Raw genomic sequence first — 23919 nt, 5'->3', positions numbered from 1 at the left:
CGGGTCACACGCCGCTGATCGTCCAGTGGTTGTTGGTGTTGTTGTTCGGCGCCCACATGCCGACGGCGGAGCCGGCGCTGGTGTAGCCCATGCCGTCGAGGGACGTCCCGGTGCCGCGGTTGATGATCTGGTAGCGGCCGTTGCCGACGCTGTTCAGGCGCCACTGCTGGTTGTTGCCACCGTTCCAGGCCGACTGCCTGGCGTTCGCGCCGTTGGCGGTGTTGCCCCAGCTGTCGATGACCATGCCGTTGGTGCGGTTGACGATCCGGTACCAACCACCGCCCAGGTCGACGAGCTGCCACTGCAGGTTGTTGCTGCCGTCCCAGTTCCACTGCTTGACGTTCGACCCCGACGCCACGTTGCCGCCGCTGTCCAGCACCAGGCCGGTGGTGGCGTTGACGATCCGCGAGTAGGTCGACGGCACCGGTGTCGGCGACGCCGACGGCGACGGCGACGGCGAGGAGGTGCTGCCGGAGCCGGTCAGGCGATAGGTGCGGCCGGCCTCGCCGGGCAGCGTGATGACGTCGGCCTCGGGCTTGGTGACGGTGACGGCGCCGCCGGTCTCGGCGTCGACCACCTGGTAGGTGCCGGTGAAGATCCGGCTGCGCACGTTGACGGTGCCGGCGCGGTCGAACTTGACGAGGATCTCGGTGATCGCGCCGGAGCTCCAGGTCGCGCCGACGGTGTAGCCGCCGCGTCCCCGCAGGCCCTGCACCTTGCCGGTCGGCCACGCCGACGGCAGCGCGGGCAGCACGTGCAGCTCGCCGTTGTGGCTCTGCAGCAGCATCTCGGCGATGCCCGAGGTGGCGCCGAAGTTGCCGTCGATCTGGAACGGCGGGTGCAGGTCGAACATGTTCGGCGCGAGCCGGTCCGTCCTGACCAGGAGGCGGATCAGGTTGCGCGCGCGGTCGCCCTCCTCCATCCGCGCCCAGTAGTTGATCTTCCAGGCGAGGGACCAGCCGGTGCCGTCGTCGCCGCGCAGTTCGAGGGTCCGGCGGGCGGCGTTGTAGAGCGTGGGGGTGCCCCGCTTGGTGATCTGGTTACTGGGGTGCAGGCCGTACAGGTGCGAGATGTGCCGGTGCTGCTGCTCGGTCTCCACCCAGTCGTACAGCCACTCCTGGATGTTGCCGCGCGAGCCGACCTTCATGGGAGGGAGCCGGTCCCGGGCGGCCAGGACCTGGCTCCGGAAGGTCGCATCCGTGCCGAGGACCTCGCTGGCCTTGGCGCAGCCGTTGAACAGGTCGCGCAGGATCTGGTTGTCCATCGTCGGGCCGGCGCACACGCTGACGCCCGAGTGGTGGTTCAGCTCGGGGGAGTTCGACGGGTTCGTCACCAGATAACCCAGGCTCGGCTCCTGGACGAGCGTCTCCAGGAAGAACTGCGCCGCGCCCTTCATCGCCGGGTAGTACTGCCGGAGGAAGTCGAGGTCGCCGGTGAACAGGTAGTGGTCCCAGATCATGGTGGACAGCCACGCGCCGCCGGTCTGCCACATGCCCGCCGAGGCGAAGTCGACCACCGACGAACCCCGCCAGCCGTCGGTGTTGTGGTGGGTCACCCAGCCGCCCGCGTTGTACTCCACCCGGGCCGTACGGGCGCCGCTGACCGTGAGGTCGTTGATCATCCGGAACACCGGCTCGAAGCACTCCGGCAGGTTCGTCGTGTTCGTCGGCCAGTAGTTCATCGGCAGGTTGGCGTTGAGGGTGTACTTCGAGTCCCACGCCGGGGTCAGCGAGTCGTTCCAGATGCCCTGCAGGTTGGCCGGCTGGGTGCCCGGCCGCGAGGAGGAGATCAGCAGGTAGCGGCCGTACTGGAACAGCAGCACCGAGAACTGCGGGTCGTTGGTGTTCGCGTGCTGCGCGATCCGGACGTCGGTCGGTTGGTCCGCCGCCGAGGTGCGGCCGAGGTCGAGGGTGGTGCGCCCGAACAGCCGCTGGTAGTCGGCGACGTGCCGGGAGCGCACGTCGTCATACGTCTTGCCGTTGACGGCGTCGAGGTAGCGCCGCGCGATGCCCTGGTAGTCGCCGCCGGCGTCCTTGAAGTTCACGTAGCTGGAGCCGATGGAGACGTACACGGTCACGCTGTTGGCGCCCCGCACCTGGAGGGTGCCGCCGGAGCTGCTGACCGTGCCGCCGTCGGCGACGGCCCGGGCCAGCGCCAGGAACCTGACCTTGCCCGACAGGCCCCGCTGGTCGCCGGAGACGCCGTCGAGCGCCACCGTCGTGCCGTCCGGGCTGGAGCGCGTGGTCCGCTGGGGGCTGTCGAACGTCGCGGAGAACGTGATCGAGCCGCCCCTGTCGGCGGTGAGGCGGATGGCGATCACCTGGTCCGGCGCGCTCGCGAGCACCTCACGCCGGTACCGCACGCCGTTCTGCAGGTACGTCGTCGTCGTGGTGGCCGTGGTGAGGTCCAGGAACCGGCTGTACTCCGAGACTCCGCTGGTGCTGCCGAAGGTGAGCCGTAGGTTGCCGACGGTCTGGTACGCGAGCTGGGCCGAGGGGTTGCCCAGCATGTTCTGGTCGATCAGGGTCTGGGCCTGACTCCACTGGTTCTGGAAGATCAGCTGCCGGATCTGCGCGAGCGCCCCGGCGCCCCTCGTGTTGCTCTGGTCGTACGGCCCGCCGGCCCAGATGGTGTCCTCGTTGAGCTGCAGCCGCTCGGTGTCGACGTTGCCGAACACCATCGCGCCCAGGCGGCCGTTGCCGATCGGCAGCGCGCGCAGCCAGTCGGTGCCGGCGCTCGCGTCGTACCACAGGGCCAGGTCGCCCGCGGCGCGCACCTCGGGAGGGGCCGCGGCGGCGGCCCGGGCGGCCGCCGTCCACGCGATCGGAGCCAGCGCGGCTCCGGCTCCGGCCGCGCCGTAGCGCAGCACTTGCCTTCGGGTGAAATCAGACAATTCACTTTCTCCAATACCCGGCGGGTACGGACACCTCGAACCGGCTTGGACCAGGAACTCTGCTCCGAGAAGACGCAGTGGTGTCCGGGGCATGGCCTGCGACCCAGAAGCCCTGATCAGGATGGCGGTGAAGAGTGGTGTTCTCCGGCAGGGCCTCCCACCGCCATAAGAGGCCCTGCCGGAGCCCGGAGAGGGTCGTCTGCCCGGCCCTCTCCGGAGTCAACGGGACATCGATCGACCCGCCGTGCCGTGAGCGGTCACGGGCTGGTGCAGGTGAGGGTGGGGGTCGACGGCGTGCCGGTGGCGAGGAACCCGAAGCTGGTCGAGCCGCCCGCCGGGAGCGAGCCGTTGTAGGAGGCGTTCTTCACCGTCACCGCGGAACCGCTCGTGCTCAGCGTGCCGTTCCACGCCTGGCTGATCGTCTGGCCGCTGCCGAGCGTCCACCTGACGGTCCAGCCGTTGATCGCCGAGCTGCCCGCCTTCACCGTGACCAACGCCTGGTAGCCGCCGGGCCACGAGTTCTGCGGCTGGTACTCGGCCACGCAGGCGCCCGGCGGCGGGGGCGACGGGCTGGTGGACGGTGACTGGGACGGCGACTGGGACGGCGACTGCGACGGTGACTGGGAGGGCGACTGCGACGGGCTGGACGAGGGGGAGGCGCTCGGCGACGGCGACCCGCCCGGCGGCACGTACGGGCACTTGTTGCGGTACATCGAGATGTTGCTGGAGTCCGCCAGCGGGCACAGGAACTGGGTGTACCGGGTGTCGTTGTCCACCCAGATCTTCAGCCAGGGGATCAGCACCCGCATCTCGGTCGTGTTGGCCCGCGTCGCGAACAGGTGGTCCACCCCGGTGATCTCCACCCACGCGCTCGGCGTCGAGGCCGGGATCGTGGTGTAGAGCCCGTTGAGGTAGGACTGCGTGACCGTCGTGTCCCGCTGGCCGGAAATGAACATCGTCGGCACGCGGTCGTTGGACAGGCCGTAGTCGCCGACGGGCGAGCCGGGGGCGAGCCCGATCCCGGCCTTCAGGGTGGGCCGCCGCAGGATCGCGCTGAGGACCCCCGCGCCGCCCGCAGAGTGGCCGACGACCGACAACCGGTTCGGGTCGACCCGGTCGCGCACCGAGCTGCGCTGGGTGAGGTAGTCGAGCGCGGCGAGCAGCTGGGTCCCCCGGGCGTCCGCGCTGTCGGTGCGGCTGTTGGTCTCGATGCCGATCACCACGAAGCCGAAGGAGGCGAGCCAGGGGCCCATCCAGGCCTCTTCGTTGGCGAAGAGGGCCGAGTAGCCCGGCACGATCGCGACCCCGCCGAACGTCTGGCTGGTGTCGGTCGGGTAGTAGATCACTCCGCCGCCGAAGCCGTTGCCGGCCGGCACGCTGGTCTGCGCGGTCGCGAAGGTCCCTCTGTTGGCCGCGACGCTCGCCAGGGTCGGGTTCGGCCCGCGCTGGTAGGGATTGTCCGCGGCCGAGGCCGACTGGGTCGCGACGGCCGCCGAGAACAGCCCGACGACGGCCACCGCCGCCGCCATCGCCCGGCCCAGCGCACGTCGGAGCGACCGGCTCCGCGAGCCGGGCCCGGACGCGGGCGGGTCCGTGGACGGTCGCCGGGTCCCCGGCGGCGGAACTGCGTGTGCGCCCATGCCTGAGCCTCCATGACTGAAAACAGAAAAGGGGAACGCGGGGCATTCAGCGCTGGACGCCGTGCTCCCGGGCGGGGGAGCGCACACCATGCGGGCGTCGCGAATGGCGGCCCTCCGCCCCGCGCACCACCACCGGACAGCGGGAGACCGCCTCGGGGCTCAGTGTGGAAACCTCACCGAAATGTGTCAAGAGTAGGGTGAAGCCGCGAAAGGCCCGCGCCGCGTGAATCGCCTCGTGATCCCGCATCGCCACGGTCAGCGCGTGATCCGGGAGCGGAGTCATCGGATGAACGTTTCACCCTGCCGCTGTCACCGCTGACCGCGCAGAGCCCCCTGATGTGGCAGTTGGACCGCGTGCACACCCTCCCGCGCTCGCGTCCGGACGTACCGCGGCACTTGACACCGGGCCACCGCCTCGGCTTTGCTCCGCCCCAACCACCACCGGTTGGTCTCTCGAAACGGAGGACGAAGACGACGTCGGTTTGTTAGCGTTAACAATCATCCGAGGGCATGCCTGTGGCGTTCCTCGGGATCCGGCGGACACCACGCCGCGGTCCCGCGATCGCCGGCCCGGGGAAGTGCCCGCCGGAGGGACTGATCTGGCGGGGTGAACGAGCTGGGTTCGCGGGAGCGGAGACAACCGCCTCCCGCCCACGTCGTGTGGGAAGCCTGGCCGAACCGCGGCGTCAGGGCGGACGGCAGTGGCTCGATCCGCGTCCGGACGAGGTGGAACCCCGCCTGCCGCGCGCGGTCAGACCGGAGCCGGTCGTCTGTTCGCTCTTGCCCGAACGGTCCGGCGACGAGATCCGCTTCGACATCCGGCCCGCCGAGAACGGCTGCTCGCTGCACTGGACGCTGCCGACGCCCGGGGAGCTCCCCGAACCGGCCGTCTGCGGCGCCGGCTCAACGTCCTGATCAACGCACGCCTGCGACTCTCGTACGGCCAGTGACCCCGGTCCGCCCTTGACCGGTCCCCGGGCGCGATCGAAGATCAGTGCATGGCCGTCTCCCGGCGATCCCCCCGCGCGTTCCTCAAGCTGGTCGTCTTCGTCATCGTGCTGGGTGTTGCGATCGGCGCGGGCGCCTTCTGGCTGCTGGCGGCGCTCTGGCATTCGTTCTGGGGAGAAGGGCCGCAGTTCCTCCCCGGCTGAGCCCACGTCCAGGGGAACGCTTACTCGCGACTCTCCCCACGCGGCCAGGGAGCACGAATACGACCGTCGTCACCCATGCGTGAATTCGCGCTCGCCCCTACCCGTCCTGAAGGGGTTGCCGGTCGCACCATGGTGGACTAGACACGCATGACAGACAGACGTGCCGGTCAAGCGCATCCTCCGCTCATCCCAGTGCCTCGTGGCGCACAACCTCCTGCGGGAGAAGAAGGGGCTGCTTCGGAGATCTGAAGCAGCGTGATGGTGGTAATGCGGACGCGTGGTGGGAGGCGGCTTATGGGAGTGCGGGCACCTCTGGTGGTGCGGCGTGCCCTCAGTGAGCCGTCGCTCCTCCTGGCCGCCTTCGGGTCGATCCTGCTGGCGACCACGACGCTGGTCGCGCTGGCCACGTACACCTCCTCGGTCGCCGAGGTCGGCGTGCGGCGGGCGATGGAGAACGTCCCGCCGGGCACCGTCGCGACGACGATCACCGCATCCGTCCGGCAGAGCACATTCGCCGGCGTCGAACGCGCCGTACGCGCCCGCCTCGCGGCCCTCGCGAACTCCGGTGGGGGTTCTGTGCCGTACGACGTCCGCCTCAGCGCCCGCTCGGACTCCTACGCGCTCCCCGGCCAGGAGCGGTCGAAGCACCCGGAACTGACCCGGTTCGGTGTGGACGAGGGGCTGGAAGGGCACGCGCGGCTCATCCAGGGTGTCTGGCCGCGGCCGGTCTCCGGCGATGTCGTCGAGGTCGCCGCCTCCCAGTCCGCCGCGCAGGCGATGAACCTGGCCGTGGGCGACGAGTTCCGCGTGGTGGGCCGGCTCGACGACGCGGCCGTACGCGCCCGGTTGACCGGCGTCTTCCGGCTGGACGACTCCTCTTTGGGGCGGTGGGACGGCGACGAGCTGCTGCGCCGGGGGGTCCAGCACGGCGACTACACCACCTACGGCCCTCTCATGGTGCCCGGGGAGACCTTCCTCGCGAGGTTCACCGCCCGCACGAGCGTCGCCGTGACCTGGACGGCCGTGCCTGATCTCGGCGCGCTGACCCCGCGGCGACTGCGGCCCTTCGCCGCGTCCGTCGCCCGGCTGGGCGAGGACCTGAAGCGTGACTGCCCGGTGTGCGAGACCGTGACCCGCCTGCCCGGGATGCTCACCCAGCTCGACCGGGCGGCGCTGGTCGCGCGGTCCACGATGCTCGTCCCGGTCCTGCAGTTGCTGCTGCTCGCGGCGTACGCGCTGGTCCTGACCGCGCGGCTGCTGGCCGACCACCGGCGTATGGAGGTCGCGCTGCTGCGCTCGCGGGGGGCGGGCGGGGTGCGTCTGGCGCTGTCGGCGGGCGGGGAGGCCCTGCTGGTGGCGGCGCCGTGCGCGGCGCTGGCCCCGATCCTGGCGCCGCCGCTGCTCGGCCTGGTCGACGCGATCCCGTGGATCCGGGCCTCAGGGGTCCGCGTCGTGGCGCGCCCCGGCGCCGCGACGTTCGGCCTGGCGGCCGCGGTGGCGCTGGCGTGCGCCGTGCTGCTCGCGCTTCCCGCTCTGCGCGGCGCCCGGCGCACGTATGTGGAGGAGCAGGTGGAACGCGGCCGGGGCGCCCGGCAGGGGCTGCTGCAACGGGCGGGCGGTGACGTGGCGCTGGTGGTGGTGGCGGCGCTGGCGATCTGGCAGCTCCGGCGTTACGGCGCTCCGGTGGTCGCGACCTCCGGCGGCGGGCTCGGCGTCGACCCGTTGATCGTGACGGGGCCCGCCCTGGCGCTGCTGTGCGGCGGCATGCTCGGCCTGCGGCTGGTGCCGCGGGTCTCGCGGGTCGCCGAGCGGTTCACCTCGCGGAGGGCGGGTCTGGCTCCGGCTCTGGGCGCCTGGCAGGTGAGCCGCCGCCCGGAGCGGTACTCCGGTCCCGCCCTGCTGCTCACCATGGCGGTGGCGATCGGCGTGGTGTCGATGACGACGGCGGCGACCTGGCGCGGGTCGCAGGTGGACCAGGCCAGGCACCAGGCGGGCGCCGACCTGCGGGTGTCGGCCGCGCCGGTGTCGGGTGAGCTGGGGCGGCTCGGCAGGGGGCCGGTCTATGCGGGGCTGCCCGGCGTGACGGCGATCACGCCGGTTTATCGGGGCACCATGGCCTTCTCGGGCGGCAACGGCACTCTGCTGGCGGCGGACGCCGACAAGCTCGGGCCGATGCTGATGCTCCGGCCCGACCTGGGCAGCCGCCCGGTGCGCACGCTGGTCGCCCGCCTGGCCGCGGGACGGCCGGCGGTCTCGGCCGTCCCGCTGCCCGGCACGCCGGAGAGACTGACCCTTTCCGTACGGCTCGGCCCTGGCGCGCCGTCCGGGAGCCTGCGCCGATCGGACTCCTCGGGTCCGGACCTCCGGATGGTGGTCGCGGACTCCCTTGGAGTGCGGCAGCAGGTGACCGTCGGCCCGCTCGTGGCCGACGGCGAGGCGCACCCGGTCACGGTCGACCTGGCCGCGCTGGCCGGGCGGTCGGGCAGGCTGAGCTATCCGCTCGACGTCCGCGGCTTCGTCGTGCGGGTGCCGGTCCCCGTCCCCGAGGGCGGGGTGAGCCTTTCGGTCGAGACGATCACGACCGACACCGGCGCTTCGGTCGCCCTGCCCGAGGGCCTGCGGTGGGGACCCCAGTGGGGAGACGGCGTGCGCGGCGACCGCCTTCCCGGTGTCACGACCGGCGCGGGGATCTTCACCCTCACCCTGCCCGCGCCCGAGGGCCGGAACGCCGGCGAGGGCCCCGATCCCGAGTACGTCAGTCTGGTCGCCGAGGGCGGTTCGGCCGACTCCCAGCTGGACGGCCGGGCGGGCGGCCCGCTGCCGGTGGTGATCACCGCGGACGTCGCGGCCAGGGAGAGGCTCGCCGAGGGCCGTACCGGCCTGCTGACCCTGGACGGGCAACGGCTCCGGGTGGCCGTCGCCGGCGTCGTCGAGGCGATGCCCGGCACGCCCGCCGGTGTGCCGGTCGTCCTCGCCGACCTGCCCACGCTGCTCGCCGCCGACCTCGCCGGGGCGCGGGAGCCGCGTGTACCCGCCGAGTGGTGGATGTCCACCGCGGGCGGCGACACGGCCGGGGCCGCGGCGGCGCTGGCCCGCCATCCGGAATGGGAACAGACCGTCGTCGATCTCGGCGCGCTGACGCTGCGGCTGCGGGACGACCCGCTGGCGAGCGGACTGCAGGGCGCGCTGGTGCTGGGCTTCGCCGCCGCGCTGGTCTTCGCGGTGCTCGGCTTCCTGGTCAACGCGGCCGTGGCGGCGCGGGAGCGCGCCGCGGAGTTCGCGGTCCTGCGCGCTCTCGGCGTGAGCGGACGGCAGGTCTTCGCCCTGCTGGCGGTGGAGCAGGCGTTCCTGATCGGGTTGTCCCTCGCCGCCGGGACCGTGCTGGCACTGGGGGTCGCGGCACTGGTCGTGCCGCATCTCGTGCTGACCGGCCAGGCGGCGTCGGTAACCCCCGAGGTGGTGCTCCAGGTCCCGTGGGTGGCGACGGTCGCGATGCCGGTGGTCGTCGCCGTGCTGCTGTTCGCGATCGTCGCGGGCCTGGCGCACTCGCTGCGCCGCCGGGGTCTCGGTGGCGCGCTGCGCGCCGGGGAGGACCGATGAACCCGCTGCTTCCGCTCAGGGTCCACCAGGGCGCCGCGGCCGTGCTCGCGCTGCTGGCGCTGAGCGCGTCGCTGCTGGTCGCCGGGCTGCCCCGGCGGTTCGAGGCCGCCTACGACCGGGCCGCGCACGCCCTGCTCGCCGAGGACCCCGCCGAGGCGACCGACCTGACCGTCGCGCTGAGCCCGGCGGTCCTCGGGGAGCACATCACCGGCGAGGAGGGGTTCCGGACGCAGGACCGCCGGTGGCGGGCGCTGGTGCCGCCGTCCCTCACGCCGATCCTCGACGCCCGCCGGGGCGACGACGGCCGGTTCGCGGCCAAGACCTTCGGCACGCCCGTGGCCGCCTTCCTGGGGCCGGAGAAGCGGCGACCGGCCGAGTACGTCAACCTGGGCTGGGTGTCCGGCGCCGAGCGCCGCGTCCGCTACGTGGAAGGGTCGCCGCCGGGGCCTCCGGCCACCGTGGCGAGCGTGCCGGGCCATTCGGAGCTGCTGGACGTCAGCCGATTCGACATCGCCCTGCCCCGGGCCGCCGCGGAGAAGATGGACATCCCCCTCGGCGCCACTCTCGTGCTGGGCCACAGCCATCCCGTGCTCGCCCGCGTCACCGGCCTGTTCGAGCCGATCGCCCCAGGCGACCGGTTCTGGCGGCGCAACCGCGACATGGCCGAGGTCACGACACGGCCCGTCGCGGGGGGCGACAGCGAGGAGCTGACCATCACCGCTCTGACCGGCGAGGCCTCCCTCACCGAACTGACCGGCGAGGGACGCGACCTCGTCTATGTCTGGAGCATCGCTGTGGACCCCTCGGCCGTCACCGCACGCGACGCGGCGTCCGTGGTCGAGGGGGTGGCCGACTACCGGCGCGTCCTGGGCGTCGAGGCCGCCAAATTCGGGGGCGGGAGTTTCGCGGAGGTCCTGGACACCTCGCTCGGACGGGTGCTGACCGGGTTCCTGGCGCGGCTCGCGACCGCCCGGGCGCTGATGTTCCTGGTCCTTGGCGGGTTGGTGGCGGTGGCCGGAGGAGTGATCGCGCTGGCCGTCCAGCTCCTGACCGAGCGGATGCGCGACGCGCTGGCTCTCGCCCGGGCGCGCGGGGCCTCGCTCGGGCAGGTCGTCGCGGCGGGCGCCGGAACGGCCGCACTGGCCGTCGTCCCGGCCGTTCTGGCCGGGTACGGCCTTTCCTTCCTGCTGCCCGCGATGTCCGGGCCCGGCACGCCGATCGTGTACGCCGGACCGCTGGTCCTCGCCGTCGCCACGGTGGGCTTCGCGGCGGCCCGCGTCGCGCTCGCCCATCGCACCCCGCTGCCGGTCCGGCGGGACGACGTGGCGGGCCGCCGTCGTTCGCCGCGGCGGACCGTGCTGGAGCTGCTGGTCGTCGTCCTGGCGCTGGCGGGCGCGTACCTGCTGCGCAGTCGTGGTCTCACCACCGGCGTCGAGGCGCGGGGGGCCGACCCGTTCCTGATGCTCGTCCCGGTCATGCTCACGGTGGCCGCGGCGCTCGTCACGCTGCGCTGCTATCCGTACCCGCTGCGCCTGTTCGCGCGGCTCGCGGCGCGGGCCCGGGGCGCCGTGCCGTTCGTGGGGCTGGCCCTGGCGGCGCGCGCCGGGCAGGTCGGCGCGCTGCCCGTGCTGATCCTGCTGCCCGCGCTCGCCGTCTCGGTGTACGGCGCGGTGGCCGGCGGCACGCTGGAAGGCGCCCAGCGCCTCGCCGCGTGGCAGGCGACCGGGGCCGGCGCGAGGGTGGAGCGCGAGTCCGGGCTGCCGCCCGAGGTGATCGAGAAGATCCGCCGGGCGCCGGGCGTACGGGCGGTCGTGCCGGTCGACAAGGGACTGGCCCAGCTCGATCTCGGCGGGCGGAACGTGACCGTCGTCGCGGTGGACCTCGACGCCTACCGCCGCCTCGTCGCCGGGTCCCCGCTGAAGGTGCCGAGCCCGCCACCGGACGACGCCGCCGCCCAGAGCACTCCAGTCCGGACCACCCCCGCCCAGGGCACTCCGGCCCAGGCCGCTTCCGATCAGAGCATCCCCGCTCTGGTCTCGCCCGACCTGGCGCATCTGAGCACCTTCGAGATCGGCTGGCGCGTCCGCATGCGGATCACCAAGCGGGGTGTCGTCACGGGCGGGCTCCCCGGACTGACCACCGCCACGAGCAACCTGGTCGTCGTGCCATACGACGCCTCCGCCCGGGCGGGCACCCGCCCGTACACCTCGACGCTGCTCGTCCGGGGATCGGGGAGCGGCGGCGACGGCCTCGACGGCGACCGGCTGCGGGCCGCCGAGGGCGGCCTGCCGGACGTCCGGGTGGTCACCGTCGAGGGGTCGCGCCGGAAGATCACCGCGACTCCTCTCGCCGAAACGATCAAGGATGGTTTCCGCATCGTGACCATTGCCTTGGCCGTATACGCGCTGCTCACCGTGGTGATCGCACTGGTCGCCGGGGCCGCCGACCGGGCACGCGCGCTGTCCTACCTGCGCGCGCTCGGTCTGTCGGATCGCCGGGCGGCGGGCCTCACCGTGCTGGAGGTCGTCCCGATGATCGCGCTTACCGCGTGCGCGGGTCTCGCCCTCGGCCTCGCCCTGCCCTCCGCCCTCGGGCCCGGCGTCGATCTCGGCGTCTACGCGGGCGACCTCGCCGTACGGGCGTACGACCTCGACCTGACCACGCCGGTGCTGCTGGCCGCCGGCCTCGCCGCGGTCGCCGTGGCGGGCGCGTTCCTCCACACCCTGACCGGCCGCCGGCCCCCCGGCTCTGTCCTGCGCTCGGGCGAATGAGGCGAAGTGAGGTGACGAGGTGAGTGAGGTGGAGTTGAACACTCCGACGCTCTCCCAGCTGGAGGCGCGGGCCGGGCAGGCACGGCCGGCGTTCGGGGAGCACGCGCACGTCCTGTGCGACAACCTCGTGCGCATCTACAAGACCGAGGGCGTCGAGGTGGTCGCGCTGCAGGGGCTCGACCTGCTCGTCGACCGGGGCGAGCTGATCGCCGTCGTCGGCGCCTCGGGGTCGGGCAAGTCGACCCTGCTGAACGTGCTGTCCGGGCTGGACGTGCCCACCGCGGGAGTCGCGCGGGTCGCCGGGACCGACCTGCTCGCCATGACCGCCAAGGACCGGCTGCGCTACCGCCGCGAGGTCGTCGGGTTCGTCTGGCAGCAGACGGCCCGCAACCTACTGCCCTATCTGACCGCCGCCGAGAACGTCCGGCTGCCAATGCGCCTGGCCGGCCAGGGGTCCTGTACAGCCCGCGCGGTCCGGTCGGGTGAACTGCTCGACCTGCTCGGCGTCGGGCACCGCGCCGGCAGCCGGCCGGGCGAGATGTCCGGCGGCGAGCAGCAGCGGGTGGCCATCGCCGTGGCCCTCGCCAACTCCCCGCAGGTCGTCCTGGCCGACGAACCCACCGGCGAACTGGACAGCGAGAACTCCGAGCAGGTGTTCGCCGCGCTGCGCCGCGCCAACCGCGAGCTCGGCGTCACGACAGTGATCGTCACGCACGACGCGACGGTGTCGGAGCAGGTGGACCGGACCGTCGGCATCCGGGACGGGCGCACCAGCAGCGAGACGCTCCGCCGGACGTCCGAGGGCGGCGACGTGATCGCCGAGGAGTACGCCGTGCTCGACCGGGTGGGCCGCCTCCAACTGCCCCGCGACTTCATCAACGCCCTCGACATGGAGCGCCGGGTGCGGCTCGAACTCGAGCGCGACCACATCGGCGTATGGCCGGACAAACCCCGGCCGGAAGAGCCGGAGGAGCCGAAGTGAGCGATCGAGACGCATCCGTCGCCCCCGGCCGGCCGGGGGAGCCGCTCGTCGTCGTGGAGCGAGTCGGCAAGGCGTACCGGACGGGGCCCAAGAAGGTGGTGGCCCTGCGCGAGGTGTCGTTCGAGGCCTACCCCGGCGAGCTGATCGCCGTCCGCGGCCGCTCCGGATCCGGCAAGACCACCCTGCTGAACCAGATCGGCGGGCTCGACCGCCCCGACACGGGGCGGGTGACCGTGGCGGGGCGCGTCGTCAGCGAGTTGCCCGAGGCCGGACTGCTGGAACTGCGCCGCGACGTCATCGGGTTCGTCTTCCAGTCGTTCGGGCTGATCCCCGTCCTGTCGGCGGCGGAGAACGTCGGCGTGCCGATGCGCCTGCTCCGCACACCCGCGGCCGAACGGGAGGAACGCACCCGCGTGCTGCTGTCCATGGTCGGGCTGGACCAGCACATGAACCAGCGGCCGTACGAGCTGTCCGGCGGCCAGCGGCAACGGGTGGCGGTGGCCCGCGCCCTCGCCAACCGGCCCCGGTTGCTGATAGCCGACGAGCCGACCGGCCAGCTCGACTCCCAGACCGGGCGGCAGATCATGGAGCTGCTCCACGCCGTCGTACGCGGCGAGGGCGTCACCGCCCTGGTCGCCACCCACGACCCCCTCCTCATCGCCGTCGCCGACCGGGTCCTCGAACTCCACGACGGCACCCTCACCGAGGCCGGCTCTCCTGCCGCCGAAACCCCCACGGCGTGATCGAGCCGGGTTCGCGGGAGCGGAAGCAACCGCCTCCCGGCTCAACGTCCTGATCAACGCGCGCCTCCGATTCTCGTACGGCCAGTGACCCCGGCCCGCCCTTGACCGGTCCCCGGGCGCGATCGAAGATCAGCGCATGGCCGTCTCCCGGCGCTCCACCCACGCGTTGCTCAAACTGATCGTTCTCGTCGTCGTGCTGGGTGCCGCGATCGGCCTGGGCGTCTTCTGGCTGCTGGCGGCGCTGTGGCATTCGTTCTGGGGCCAGGGGCCGCAGTTCCTCCCCGGCCTCCCCGGCTGACTCGGGAGGTCTCAGGAACGAGGCAGCTCTCAGAGATCGGCCTGGTGCTGCTCGTTCGCCGGAATCTGGGCGTCCGGAGTCTGTGTGTCTGAAGTCTGGGCGTCGATGAAGCGGAGAATAAGCTGGTTCACCAGGTCCGGGACCTCCAGCGGGAGTCCGTGCCCGGCTTTGGGCAGGACGTCGACCTCGACGCCGGGGATGAGGTTCTGGATCCTGCGCCGGGCGGCGGAGACGTCCAGCAGTGCGCTCCGCCCGGCCAGCAGCGCGAATGTGGGTACGGACACCGCGCGCAGTTCCTCGTCGGTGAACGGCCGGGCCGGCGGGCGGGTGGGTCCGAACGTGCGATACCCCATCATGATCGGCTTCATCAGCTCGGGGGGTGACATGAGCGCGACGTTGGCCAGCAGCCGTCCGAGCCGCGGGCGGAACCGGCGCGGGGCGAGCATCGCCAGGGCTCCGGCGATCATGTTGAGGAAGAACTTCGCGGGCACCCTGCTCACGCCGCCCGGGTCCAGCAGGATGACGGAGGCGAGCCGTTCGGGGCCGTGGATGGCCTGGTTGAGGGCCAGCCAGCCGCCATAGGAGAGCCCGACCAGGTGAACGCGGCGCAGGTCGAGCCCGGCCAGCACCTCGTTCACCCACCGGGCGTTGTCGGCCGAGTCGGCCACCACCGTGTGCTGCACACTCCGTCCGGGGTCGTCGATGGTGTCGACCGCGATCACCGGGTGGCGCTCGCCCAGCGCGGCGACCTGCGGGTACCAGGTGGCGGCGTTGGCGCCGGCGCCGTGCAGCAGCACGACGGGATCGCCCTCGCCGGTTCCATATCGGTGCACGTGGACGACACCGAAGCTGGTCTCGACATCGGTTTCCCAGCGCGGCCGGGGCCACAGCTCCATGGCCCGCTCGTACGCCCGCAGAAACTCTTCCCTCGCCTCCTCGCCGGTGAACCGCCCCACCGTGGTCCTGGTCATGCCGCCTCCGGAATCTTTAATACCGGTGTATCAAAGAGATAATACACATGTACCAAACTTTTCCGTGATCACAGAGGACAGGCGATGCCCAAACTGGCCGACCGCGACACACGGCACACCCAGATCCTGGAGGCGCTGCTCCGCGTCGCCGGCGGCCAGGGCCTGCACGCGGTCACGATGCGGTCGGTCGCGGCCGAGGCGAACGTCTCCCTGCGCCTGGTGCAGTACTACTTCGAAACCAAGGAGAAACTCCTGCTCGCCGCGCTCGGCCACCTGGCCGGGCGCCAGCGCGAACGGATCCAGGCCCGGGTACGCGACGCCGGCGCCCCCGACGACCCCCGGACGATCATCGAGGCCGTGCTGACCGAGGCGCTCCCGACCGACCAGGACAGCCGCACCTTCCACCTCGTGTACACCGCCTACGCGGTCCAGGCGGCCACCGACCCCGCACTGGCGGCCCAGCCCTTCCTGCGCGCCCCCGACGCCATGGAGCATTTCCTCGCCGACCAGCTCCGCAGCGCCCAGCGCGACGGAGCCCTGCCCCCGCACCGCGACCCCCGCACCGAGGCCGCCATCCTGCTCGCCCTGTCCGCGGGACTCGGCACCGGAGTCCTGCTCGGTCAACGCACCGCCGAGAACGCGACGACCGCGATCTCCTACCACCTCGACCATCTCGGCCTCGCACGCCGACCGGCGTGACGTGACGGTCAGGGGGCGAAGCGGTAGCCCATGCCGGGCTCGGTGATGAGGTGGACCGGGCGGGCGGGGTCGCGTTCGAGCTTCTTGCGCAACTGCGCCAGGTACTGCCGCAGATAGTGGGTCTCCCTGACGTGGGTGCTGCCCCACACCTCGGTCAGCAGCTGCCGCTGGCTGATCAGCTTGCCGGGGTTGCGCAGCATGATCTGCAGGATGCGCCACTCCGTCGGGGTGAGGCGCACGTCTCCCGAGACCGTCTTGGCGGCCAGGTCGACGATGTGGTCGCCGACGGTGATCCGCGCCGCTTCTGCCTCGGGTACGGAGGTCCGGCGGGTGACGGCGCGGATGCGGGCCAGCAGTTCCTCGACGTGGAAGGGCTTGGTGACGTAGTCGTCGGCGCCGGCGTCCAGCGCGTCGACCTTGTCCTGGTTTCCGGCCCGGCCGGACAGCACCACGATCGGCACGGCACTCCAGCCGCGCAGGCCGTGGATGACCTCCACGCCGTCGAGGTCGGGCAGGCCGAGATCGAGCAGCACCAGATCGGGATTGAACTCGGCGGCCTGGCGCAGGGCGGTGCCGCCGTCGGCGGCCGTCGCCACCTCGTAGTGGCGGGCGACCAGGTTGATCCGCAGCGCCCGGAGGATCTGCGGCTCGTCGTCGACCACCAGGACGCGGATCACGGAAGCTCCTTGGGACGTACGGCGGGCACCGGTGTGGAGACGGGCAGGGTGAGGATCATGGTGAGGCCTCCCCCGGGCGTCTCCTCCGGGACCAGCGTGCCACCCATGGCCTCGGCCAGCCCGCGCGACAGGGCCAGGCCCAGCCCGACGCCGGTGTGGCTGTCCCGGTCGCCCAGCCGCTGGAACGGCAGGAAGACCCGGTCGTGGGCCTCGCGGGGGATGCCGGGGCCGCGGTCGACGACCCGGACCTCCACGTGGTCGCCGTACGCGCTGGCGGTGACCAGGACCCGCTCCTCGGGCGGACTGTAGCGGACCGCGTTCGACAGCAGGTTGACCAGGACGCGTTCGAGCAGGGCGGCGTCGGCGACGACCTCGGGAAGCTCGACGGAGACGTCGGCGTCGACGCGGTCGCCGGGCGGCCCGAGGTCGTCGATCGCCCTGGGCACCACCTCCTCCAGGGCGACCGGCTGACGCGCCAGCCCGAGCACGCCCGCCTGCAGGCGGCTCATGTCGAGCAGGTTGTCCACCAGCCGGTTCAGCTTGATCAGCGATTCGTCGGCGGTGGCGAGAAGCTCCTCCCGGTCCTGGGGCGACCAGTCGACGCCGGTGGTGCGCAGGCTCTCGACCGCGGCCCTGGCCGACGCCAGCGGTGTGCGCAGATCGTGGCCGACGGCGGCGAGCAGCGCCGTACGCATCCGGTCGGCCTCGGCCAGCGGCCGGGCCTGGTCGGCCTCCTCCCGCAGCCGCCGCTGGCGCAGCGCGACGGCGGCCTCCGCGGCGAACGCCTCCAGCACCCGGCGGTCGGCGGCGTCCAGCAGCCGTCCGCGCACCGCGAGCGTCAGTTCCTCGTCGATCACGACGTCGGTGTCGGCCGTGGCCGGGCTGGTGCAGGGCGTGCCGCCCGCGGTGGCCGCGATCCGCCACGCCCGCGGGTCGCTCCGGTCGTCCGGGACGGGTGTGCCGGCACGTTCGAGCAACGTGACCGAGGCGAGGCCGAACGTCTCCCGCAGCCGGGCCAGCAGGGACGGCAGCGCGGCGTCGCCCCGGAGCACGTGCCCGGCCAGGGTGGACAGCAGCGCGGCGTCCGCGCCCGCCCGCGCGGCCTCGCGGGTACGGCGGGCCGCCAGATCCACGACGGCGCTGACCGTGGCGGCGACGAGCACGAAGACGACCAGCGAGAAGACGTTCTCCGGGTCGGAGACCGTCCAGGTGTGCGTGGGCGCGGTGAAGAACCAGTTGAGCAGCAGGAACCCGCCGACGGCGGCGGCGAGGGCCGGCCACAGGCCCCCGGCCAGGGCGACCGCGATGACCATGAGCAGATACAGCAGCATCTCGCTGGGCAGCCGCAGCTCGTCGCGGAACGGGAGCAGCACGGCGGTCAGCGCGCCCATCCCCAGGACGGCGAGCACCCAGCCGGCCAGCCGCCGTCCCGGCGTGAGGGCGGCCTCCCGCCGCGGCGCCCGGCGCCGTCCCCTGCTCATCTCCTCGTGCGTGACCATGTGCACGTCGATCGAGCCGGAGTCGGCGGTGGTGATCACCGAGACGCCCGGGGAGAGGAGCCGGGCCAGCCGGCCCCGCCGGGACGCGCCGAGCACCAGCTGGGTGGCGTTGACCCCGCGGGCGAAGTCGAGCAGCGCGTGCGCGATGTCGGCGCCGGCGACCTGGTGATAGCTGCCGCCCATGCTCTCCACCAGCGCCCGCTGGCGGGCCAGGTGCGCCGGGTGCGCGCCGGTCAGCCCCTCGCCGGTGGTCACGTGTACGGCCAGCAGGTCGGCGCCCTTGGTCCGGTCGGCGATGCGGGCCGCCCGCCTGAGCAGGGTGTCTCCCTCGGGCCCGCCGCTGAGGGCCACCACCACCCGCTCACGCGCCTCCCAGGTGCCCGCGATGCCGTGCTCGGCGCGGTAACGGTCGAGCTGCTCGTCGACCTTGTCGGCGACCCACAGCAGCGCCAGCTCCCGCAGGGCGGTGAGGTTGCCCACCCGGAAGTAGTTGGACAGAGCCGCGTCGATCTTCTCCGGCCGGTAGACGTTCCCGTGCGCCATGCGGCGGCGCAGCGCCTCGGGCGACATGTCGACCAGCTCGACCTGGTCGGCCCGCCGCACCACCTCGTCCGGCACGGTCTCGCGCTGCGGAATGCCGGTGATCTGGAACACGACGTCGTTGACCGACTCCAGGTGCTGGATGTTCACGGTGGAGATCACGTCGATGCCGGCGTCGAGGATCTCCTCGATGTCCTGCCACCGCTTGGGGTGCCCGGAGCCGGGCACGTTGGTGTGCGCCAGCTCGTCGATCAGCGCGATCTTCGGGTGGCGGGCGATGACGGCCTTCACGTCCAGCTCGCCGAAGGCGGCCCCCCGATAGATCACCTGCCTGCGGGGGATCACCTCCATGCCGGCCAGCAGCGCGGCGGTCCGGGGGCGGTCGTGCGTCTCGACGAGCCCGACGACGACGTCCCGGCCGCGCTCCAGGCCCCGGCGGCCCTCGTCGAGCATGGCGTACGTCTTGCCCACTCCCGGTGCCGCGCCCAGGTAGATCCGCAGCCGCCCGCGTGCCACCGCGGCCTCCTACTCCCCGTCCAGGGCGAGGTTGAGTTCGAGCACGTTCACGACCGGGCGGCCCACGTAGCCGAGCCAGGGGCTCACGGTGTGCCGCCGGACGAGGTCCAGCACCCTCTCCACTGTGAGGCCGCGGGCCCTCGCGACGCGGGGCGCCTGCAGCACGGCGTACGCCACGGAGATGTGCGGGTCGAGCCCCGACGCGCCGGCGGTGACCGCGTCAGGAGGGACCGCGACCCGGGTGACGGCGCCTCGGACGGGCACGGTGCGGCCCGCGGAGTAGTCCTCGCCCGGCCGGGCGCACTCGACCCGTACGCCCTGGTAGCGGGGGACGAACGGGGTGGCCGGGCAGGCCTGGTTGACCGAGACGGCCCTGGTCGCGGCGCCGGCCGCGGGGAAGACCCTGAGGACGGCGCCGACCCCGCCGGGGGCGCAGAACGGGCGGGCGCCGCTGACGCCCTCCAGCCGCCCCACCGCCAGCGAGCGCGCGCAGACCTGGGTGAGCAGGGACCGCCGGCCGGTCCGGCCCGGCGCGGGGAGGGTGTCGACGACGTCCTCCGGCCCGAGGTTGCTCGCCCCGGTGGCGGTGGTGTCGTACGCGTGCCCGGCCGCGGCCGGCCGGCTCTGGAAGTAACGGGGGATCGGGGCGCCGGAGGAGTCGGTGAACGACTGGCCGACGAGTGAACTGCCGACGACCCTGCCGTTCCGCTCGACCAGGCTGCCGTTCGCCTGGTGCCGGAACAGGACCTGGGCGACCCCGGTGACGGCCAGTGGGTAGACGACCCCCGTCACCACGGTGAGCACCAGCACCGCGCGGACGGCGGCCAGGTGCCGGCGGATCGAACTGGGCAGGTGTTTCATTTCAGGACATCCCCGGAAGGAGGCGGACGACGAGGTCGATCAGCTTGATGCCGGCGAAGGGGACCACGATCCCGCCCAGGCCGTACACGCACAGGTTGCGCCGCAGCAGGGTCGAGGCGCTGCTCGGCCGGTAGCGCACGCCCTTGAGGGCCAGCGGGATCAGCGCCACGATCACCAGGGCGTTGAAGACGACCGCGGACAGGATGGCCGACTGCGGACTGGCCAGGCGCATGACGTTGAGCGCGTCCAGGCCCGGATAGACCGCGGCGAACATCGCCGGGATGATCGCGAAATACTTCGCGACGTCGTTGGCGATCGAGAACGTGGTCAGCGCGCCGCGAGTGATCAGCAACTGCTTGCCGATCTCCACGATCTCGATGAGCTTGGTCGGGTTGGAGTCGAGGTCGACCATGTTGCCGGCCTCCTTGGCGGCGCTGGTGCCGGTGTTCATGGCGACGCCGACGTCCGACTGCGCCAGCGCGGGCGCGTCGTTGGTGCCGTCGCCCGTCATCGCGACCAGCCGGCCGCCCTCCTGCTCCCGCCTGATCAGGGCGAGCTTGTCCTCGGGGGTGGCCTCGGCGAGGAAGTCGTCGACCCCGGCCTCCTCCGCGATGGCCCTGGCGGTCAGCGCGTTGTCCCCCGTGATCATGACGGTCCTGATGCCCATCCGGCGCATCGCGTCGAACCGCTCGCGCATCCCCTCCTTGACCACGTCCTTGAGGTGGATGACCCCGAGCACCCGGGCCGCGCCGCCGCTCACCTCGCCCACCACCAGCGGGGTGCCGCCGGAGGCGGAGATGCCGTCGACCAGGTGACCCGCGTCGACGGTCGGATGGCCGCCGTTGTCGCGCACCCACTTCATGACCGCGGTGGCGGCGCCCTTGCGGATCCGCCGGCCGTCCATGTCCACCCCGGACATGCGGGTCTGCGCCGTGAAGGGGACCCACCCGGCGTGGGCGAGCTCGCCCGGCTCCCGCTCGCGCAGCCCGTACGCGTTCTTGGCGTAGACCACGATGGAACGGCCCTCGGGGGTCGCGTCGGTGAGACTCGACAGCTGCGCCGCCCTGGCCAGCTCCAGCACGGGCACACCCGGCACGGGCAGGAACGCCGCCGCCTGCCGGTTGCCCAGGGTGATCGTGCCGGTCTTGTCGAGCAGGAGCGTGGACACGTCGCCCGCGGCCTCGACCGCCCGGCCCGACATGGCGAGCACGTTGCGCTGGACCAGGCGGTCCATCCCGGCGATGCCGATGGCCGACAGCAGCGCGCCGATCGTGGTGGGGATGAGGCAGACGACCAGCGCCGCCAGCACGACGCCGGTGACCCCGTCGGAGGTGAGGGCGATGGAGTCGGCCACGCCGGGGTTGACCGAGCGCGAGAAGACGGCCAGCGGCTGCATGGTCGCGGTGGCGACCAGGAAGATGATCGTCAGTGCGGCCAGCAGGATGTTGAGGGCGATCTCGTTGGGCGTCTTCCTGCGGTCGGCCCCCTCGACCAGGGCGATCATCCGGTCGAGGAAGCTCTCGCCCGGCCGCTGGGTGATCCGTACGACGATCCGGTCCGACAGGACCCGGGTGCCGCCGGTGACGGCGGAGCGGTCGCCGCCGGACTCGCGGATGACCGGCGCCGACTCCCCGGTGATGGCCGACTCGTCCACCGAGGCGATGCCCTCGACCACGTCGCCGTCGCCGGGGATGGTCTCGCCGGCCTCGACGATCACGTGGTCGCCCTGGCGCAGGTCGGGCGCGCCGATCTCCTCCCACTTGGCGTGGACGGCCGGGTCGACGAGGCGGCGGGCGACCGTGTCGCGTCTCGCCGCGCGCAGCGCCGCCGCCTGCGCCCTGCCGCGGCCCTCCGCCACCGCCTCGGCCAGGTTGGCGAACAGCACGGTCAGCCACAGCCATCCGGTGATCGCCCAGGCGAAGAAGGACGGGGTCGCGGCGGCGAGGACGGTGGTGAAGAGCGCGCCGATCTCGACGATGAACATGACCGGGTTGCGCCACATGACGGCGGGGTTCAGCTTCCGCACCGCCCCGGGCAGCGCGCGGGCCGCCTGCCGGAGACCGGCCGTTCCCCCGCCGGCACCCCGAACGGTCCTCCGGCTCATCGGGACAGCCCTCCGGCTCATCGGGACAGTCCTTCCGCGAGCGGCCCGAGCGCGAGCGCGGGGAGGAAGGTGAGGGCGACGAGGACGATCGTCACCCCGGCGAGCAGGCCGGCGAACTGCGGGCGGTGGGTCGGCAGCGTGCCCGCCGAGACGGGGACCGGAGCCTGCCGGGCCAGGGAGCCCGCCAGCGCCAGGACCAGCACCATGGGCAGGAACCGGCCGAACAGCATGCACAGGCCGAGGGCCGTGTTGTAGAAGGGCGTGTTCGCCGACAGCCCGGAGAAGGCCGAGCCGTTGTTGTTGCCCGCGGAGGCGAAGGCGTAGAGGACCTCCGAGAGGCCATGGGCGCCTCCGTTCCCGATGCCCGCACGGCCCGCTGTCGTGCCCATCGCGACCGCCGTGCCCAGCAGCACCAGGGCGGGGGTCGCCAGGAAGTACAGCGAGGCCAGTTTGATCTCCCGGGAGCCGATCTTCTTGCCCAGGTATTCGGGGGTGCGGCCGACCATCAGACCGGCCACGAAGACGGTGATCACCGCGAGGACGAGGATCCCGTACAGACCGGAGCCGGCGCCGCCGGGCGCGACCTCTCCGAGCAGCATGTTGAAGATCAGCATGCCGCCGCCGAACGCCGTGTAGGAGTCGTGGGCGGAGTCGACCGAGCCGGTGGAGGTCAGGGTCGCCGCGCTCGCGAACAGCGCGGAGTCGGGCACGCCGAACCGGGCCTCGCGGCCCTCCGCCGCCAGGCCGCTCCACTGCGGCGCCGCACCCGCCGTGGCCTGGGGTACGGTGCCGGCCGCGTGCAGTTCGGCCGTCTGGGTCACGCCGATGCTGATCAGGGCGAGAAACGCCATCACCGAGACGATGACGTAGCCCTGCCGGTTGTCGCCGACCATCCGCCCGAAGGTCCGGGGCAGGGACGTCGCGATCACCAGGAGCAGGAAGATCTGGAGCAGGTTCGTCCAGGCGGTGGGGTTCTCCCAGGGATGGGCGGAGTTGGCGTTGAAGACGCCGCCGCCGTTGGTGCCCAGATCCTTGATCGCCTCCTGGCTCGCCGCGCCGGCCGGGGTGAGGGTCTGCCCGCCGCCCGCGAGGGTGGTCCAGCCGTGATGGCCGCCGAAGCTCTGCAGCGCTCCCCCGGCCACCAGCAGGATCGCGGCGGCGAACGCGATCGGCAGCAGGATCCGGATCGTGCCGCGCACCAGGTCGACCCAGAAGTTGCCGAGCGTGTCGCTCCTCGCGCGGGCGAACCCGCGCACCAGCGCGACCGCCACGGAGAGGCCCGCCGCCGCGGACACGAAGTTCTGCACGGCGAGGCCCGCGGTCTGCACGACGTGCCCCATGGCCGACTCGCCCGAGTACGCCTGCCAGTCGGTGTTGGTGACGAACGCGACCGCGGTGTTCCATGCCAGGTCCGGGGGTACGGCGGGCATCCCGAGGCTGAGGAACAGGTGGTCCTGCAGCCGTTGCAGGGCGTAGAGGGCGAGCACGGAGACGATCGAGAACGCGAGCAGCGCGCGGGCGTACGCCGGCCACCGCTGCTCGGCGTCGGCGTCCACGCCCACCAGCCGGTAGACCACCCGCTCGACCCGCCAGTGCCGGGCACCGGTGTAGACCCGGAACATGTGGTCGCCGAGCGGCCGGTAGCAGAGCGCCAGGGCGAGGAAGACGGTCCCGGTGACCAGGACGGCGCCGACGGCGGAATTTGCCGAAGGGGTCATCAGAACCGCTCCGGGAACAGCAGGGCCACGACCATGAAGATCACCAGGACGGAGACCACGGCCAGCCCGGCGGCGTTGGCGGCGCTCACAACCGCTCCACCGCGCTCACGACCAGGCCCAGGATCGCGAAGCTCGCGATCGTCAGGGCGGCGAAGACGACGTCGGTCATCCCCACTCCTTGATTCGCACTGTGCCGCCCTCAAGTGGGCGATTCCCAGTCAGCGAATCACGAGAAATATGCGGTTTCCGCGCCCGT

General features: G+C 72.6%; 17 protein-coding genes. 8 read left to right on the top strand and 9 right to left on the bottom strand.

What is annotated here, in order from left to right; all coding sequences use genetic code 11:
- Positions 1 to 4: 4 nt before the first annotated feature.
- A complete protein-coding gene (locus Mam01_RS09490) occupies positions 5 to 2869 on the bottom strand; it encodes a glycosyl hydrolase family 95 catalytic domain-containing protein (protein ID WP_204285003.1) in 2865 nt (954 codons plus the stop codon).
- A gap of 281 nt (positions 2870 to 3150) precedes the next feature.
- Positions 3151 to 4533 (bottom strand): poly(ethylene terephthalate) hydrolase family protein, encoded by a 1383-nt coding sequence (locus Mam01_RS09485; RefSeq protein ID WP_204285002.1) that lies wholly within the window; start codon positions 4531 to 4533, stop codon positions 3151 to 3153.
- Positions 4534 to 5313: 780 nt separating this feature from the next.
- Between Mam01_RS09485 and Mam01_RS37270 the strand changes: the two genes are divergently transcribed.
- The 7 genes from Mam01_RS37270 to Mam01_RS09455 all read left to right on the top strand — a co-directional run bounded on the left by Mam01_RS37270 (position 5314) and on the right by Mam01_RS09455 (position 14078).
- Positions 5314 to 5448 (top strand): hypothetical protein, encoded by a 135-nt coding sequence (locus Mam01_RS37270; RefSeq protein WP_275408933.1) that lies wholly within the window; start codon positions 5314 to 5316, stop codon positions 5446 to 5448.
- An 83-nt stretch (positions 5449 to 5531) separates the two neighbouring features.
- Positions 5532 to 5684, top strand: a complete 153-nt coding sequence (locus Mam01_RS09480) for a hypothetical protein (protein WP_204285001.1) — start codon at positions 5532 to 5534, stop codon at positions 5682 to 5684.
- Positions 5685 to 5978: 294 nt separating this feature from the next.
- Entirely contained in the window at positions 5979 to 9284 is a 3306-nt protein-coding gene (locus Mam01_RS09475; protein WP_204285000.1) for an FtsX-like permease family protein, read from the top strand.
- Positions 9281 to 12055, top strand: coding sequence for an FtsX-like permease family protein (locus Mam01_RS09470; protein WP_204284999.1), 2775 nt, complete (start codon positions 9281 to 9283; stop codon positions 12053 to 12055). Before Mam01_RS09475 ends, Mam01_RS09470 begins: the two co-directional genes overlap by 4 nt.
- 28 nt (positions 12056 to 12083) lie before the next feature.
- On the top strand, positions 12084 to 13037 hold the full coding sequence (locus tag Mam01_RS09465) for an ABC transporter ATP-binding protein (RefSeq protein ID WP_204284998.1): 954 nt from the start codon (positions 12084 to 12086) through the stop codon (positions 13035 to 13037).
- Positions 13034 to 13780 carry an ABC transporter ATP-binding protein gene (locus tag Mam01_RS09460; RefSeq protein WP_239101167.1) on the top strand — a complete coding sequence of 249 codons (747 nt, stop codon included), beginning with the start codon at positions 13034 to 13036 and terminating at the stop codon, positions 13778 to 13780. The genes Mam01_RS09465 and Mam01_RS09460 overlap by 4 nt, the downstream gene beginning before the upstream one ends.
- 136 nt (positions 13781 to 13916) lie before the next feature.
- The gene (locus Mam01_RS09455) at positions 13917 to 14078 is read left to right on the top strand and encodes a hypothetical protein (protein WP_204284996.1); all 162 of its coding nucleotides are present in this window, start codon (positions 13917 to 13919) and stop codon (positions 14076 to 14078) included.
- A gap of 29 nt (positions 14079 to 14107) precedes the next feature.
- Here Mam01_RS09455 and Mam01_RS09450 read toward each other — a convergent pair whose 3' ends face one another.
- Complete coding sequence (locus Mam01_RS09450; protein WP_204284995.1) at positions 14108 to 15049, bottom strand: alpha/beta fold hydrolase; 942 nt, start codon at positions 15047 to 15049, stop codon at positions 14108 to 14110.
- An 84-nt stretch (positions 15050 to 15133) separates the two neighbouring features.
- Between Mam01_RS09450 and Mam01_RS09445 the strand changes: the two genes are divergently transcribed.
- Positions 15134 to 15748: a TetR/AcrR family transcriptional regulator gene (locus Mam01_RS09445; RefSeq protein ID WP_204284994.1), complete on the top strand. Its 615-nt coding sequence runs from the start codon at positions 15134 to 15136 to the stop codon at positions 15746 to 15748.
- An 8-nt stretch (positions 15749 to 15756) separates the two neighbouring features.
- Here Mam01_RS09445 and Mam01_RS09440 read toward each other — a convergent pair whose 3' ends face one another.
- Genes Mam01_RS09440 through Mam01_RS09415 form a run of 6 tightly spaced genes read right to left on the bottom strand, consistent with a single transcriptional unit; the run spans position 15757 to position 23752 of the window.
- On the bottom strand, positions 15757 to 16425 hold the full coding sequence (locus tag Mam01_RS09440) for a response regulator (protein WP_204284993.1): 669 nt from the start codon (positions 16423 to 16425) through the stop codon (positions 15757 to 15759).
- A complete protein-coding gene (locus tag Mam01_RS09435) occupies positions 16422 to 18980 on the bottom strand; it encodes a DUF4118 domain-containing protein (protein WP_204284992.1) in 2559 nt (852 codons plus the stop codon). The genes Mam01_RS09440 and Mam01_RS09435 overlap by 4 nt, the downstream gene beginning before the upstream one ends.
- 9 nt (positions 18981 to 18989) lie before the next feature.
- Positions 18990 to 19841, bottom strand: a complete 852-nt coding sequence (locus Mam01_RS09430; RefSeq protein ID WP_204284991.1) for a potassium-transporting ATPase subunit C — start codon at positions 19839 to 19841, stop codon at positions 18990 to 18992.
- Between the two features lies 1 nt (position 19842).
- Entirely contained in the window at positions 19843 to 21966 is a 2124-nt protein-coding gene (gene kdpB / locus Mam01_RS09425) for a potassium-transporting ATPase subunit KdpB (RefSeq protein WP_204284990.1), read from the bottom strand.
- Positions 21963 to 23663 carry a potassium-transporting ATPase subunit KdpA gene (kdpA, locus tag Mam01_RS09420; RefSeq protein WP_204284989.1) on the bottom strand — a complete coding sequence of 567 codons (1701 nt, stop codon included), beginning with the start codon at positions 23661 to 23663 and terminating at the stop codon, positions 21963 to 21965. The genes kdpB and kdpA overlap by 4 nt, the downstream gene beginning before the upstream one ends.
- A complete protein-coding gene (locus Mam01_RS09415; protein ID WP_204284988.1) occupies positions 23663 to 23752 on the bottom strand; it encodes a potassium-transporting ATPase subunit F in 90 nt (29 codons plus the stop codon). The genes kdpA and Mam01_RS09415 overlap by 1 nt, the downstream gene beginning before the upstream one ends.
- Positions 23753 to 23919 lie beyond the last annotated feature (167 nt).

It is taken from the genome of Microbispora amethystogenes, from assembly GCF_016863015.1.
Taxonomy (GTDB): Bacteria; Actinomycetota; Actinomycetes; order Streptosporangiales; family Streptosporangiaceae; genus Microbispora; species Microbispora amethystogenes.
The sequence above is the reverse complement of the archived record's forward strand: the minus strand, read 5'-3'. Positions and strand labels throughout refer to the sequence as shown.

Bases quoted from the DNA above. Each gene is read 5' to 3' on its own strand.
- Mam01_RS09445 (WP_204284994.1), top strand. From the start codon at position 15,134: ATGCCCAAACTGGCCGACCGCGACACACGGCACACCCAGATCCTGGAG.
- Mam01_RS09480 (WP_204285001.1), top strand. From the start codon at position 5,532: ATGGCCGTCTCCCGGCGATCCCCCCGCGCGTTCCTCAAGCTGGTCGTC.
- kdpA (WP_204284989.1), bottom strand. From the start codon at position 23,663: ATGACCCCTTCGGCAAATTCCGCCGTCGGCGCCGTCCTGGTCACCGGG.
- kdpB (WP_204284990.1), bottom strand. From the start codon at position 21,966: ATGAGCCGGAGGGCTGTCCCGATGAGCCGGAGGACCGTTCGGGGTGCC.
- Mam01_RS09450 (WP_204284995.1), bottom strand. From the start codon at position 15,049: ATGACCAGGACCACGGTGGGGCGGTTCACCGGCGAGGAGGCGAGGGAA.
- Mam01_RS09470 (WP_204284999.1), top strand. From the start codon at position 9,281: ATGAACCCGCTGCTTCCGCTCAGGGTCCACCAGGGCGCCGCGGCCGTG.
- Mam01_RS09455 (WP_204284996.1), top strand. From the start codon at position 13,917: ATGGCCGTCTCCCGGCGCTCCACCCACGCGTTGCTCAAACTGATCGTT.
- Mam01_RS09475 (WP_204285000.1), top strand. From the start codon at position 5,979: ATGGGAGTGCGGGCACCTCTGGTGGTGCGGCGTGCCCTCAGTGAGCCG.
- Mam01_RS09485 (WP_204285002.1), bottom strand. From the start codon at position 4,533: ATGGGCGCACACGCAGTTCCGCCGCCGGGGACCCGGCGACCGTCCACG.
- Mam01_RS09430 (WP_204284991.1), bottom strand. From the start codon at position 19,841: ATGAAACACCTGCCCAGTTCGATCCGCCGGCACCTGGCCGCCGTCCGC.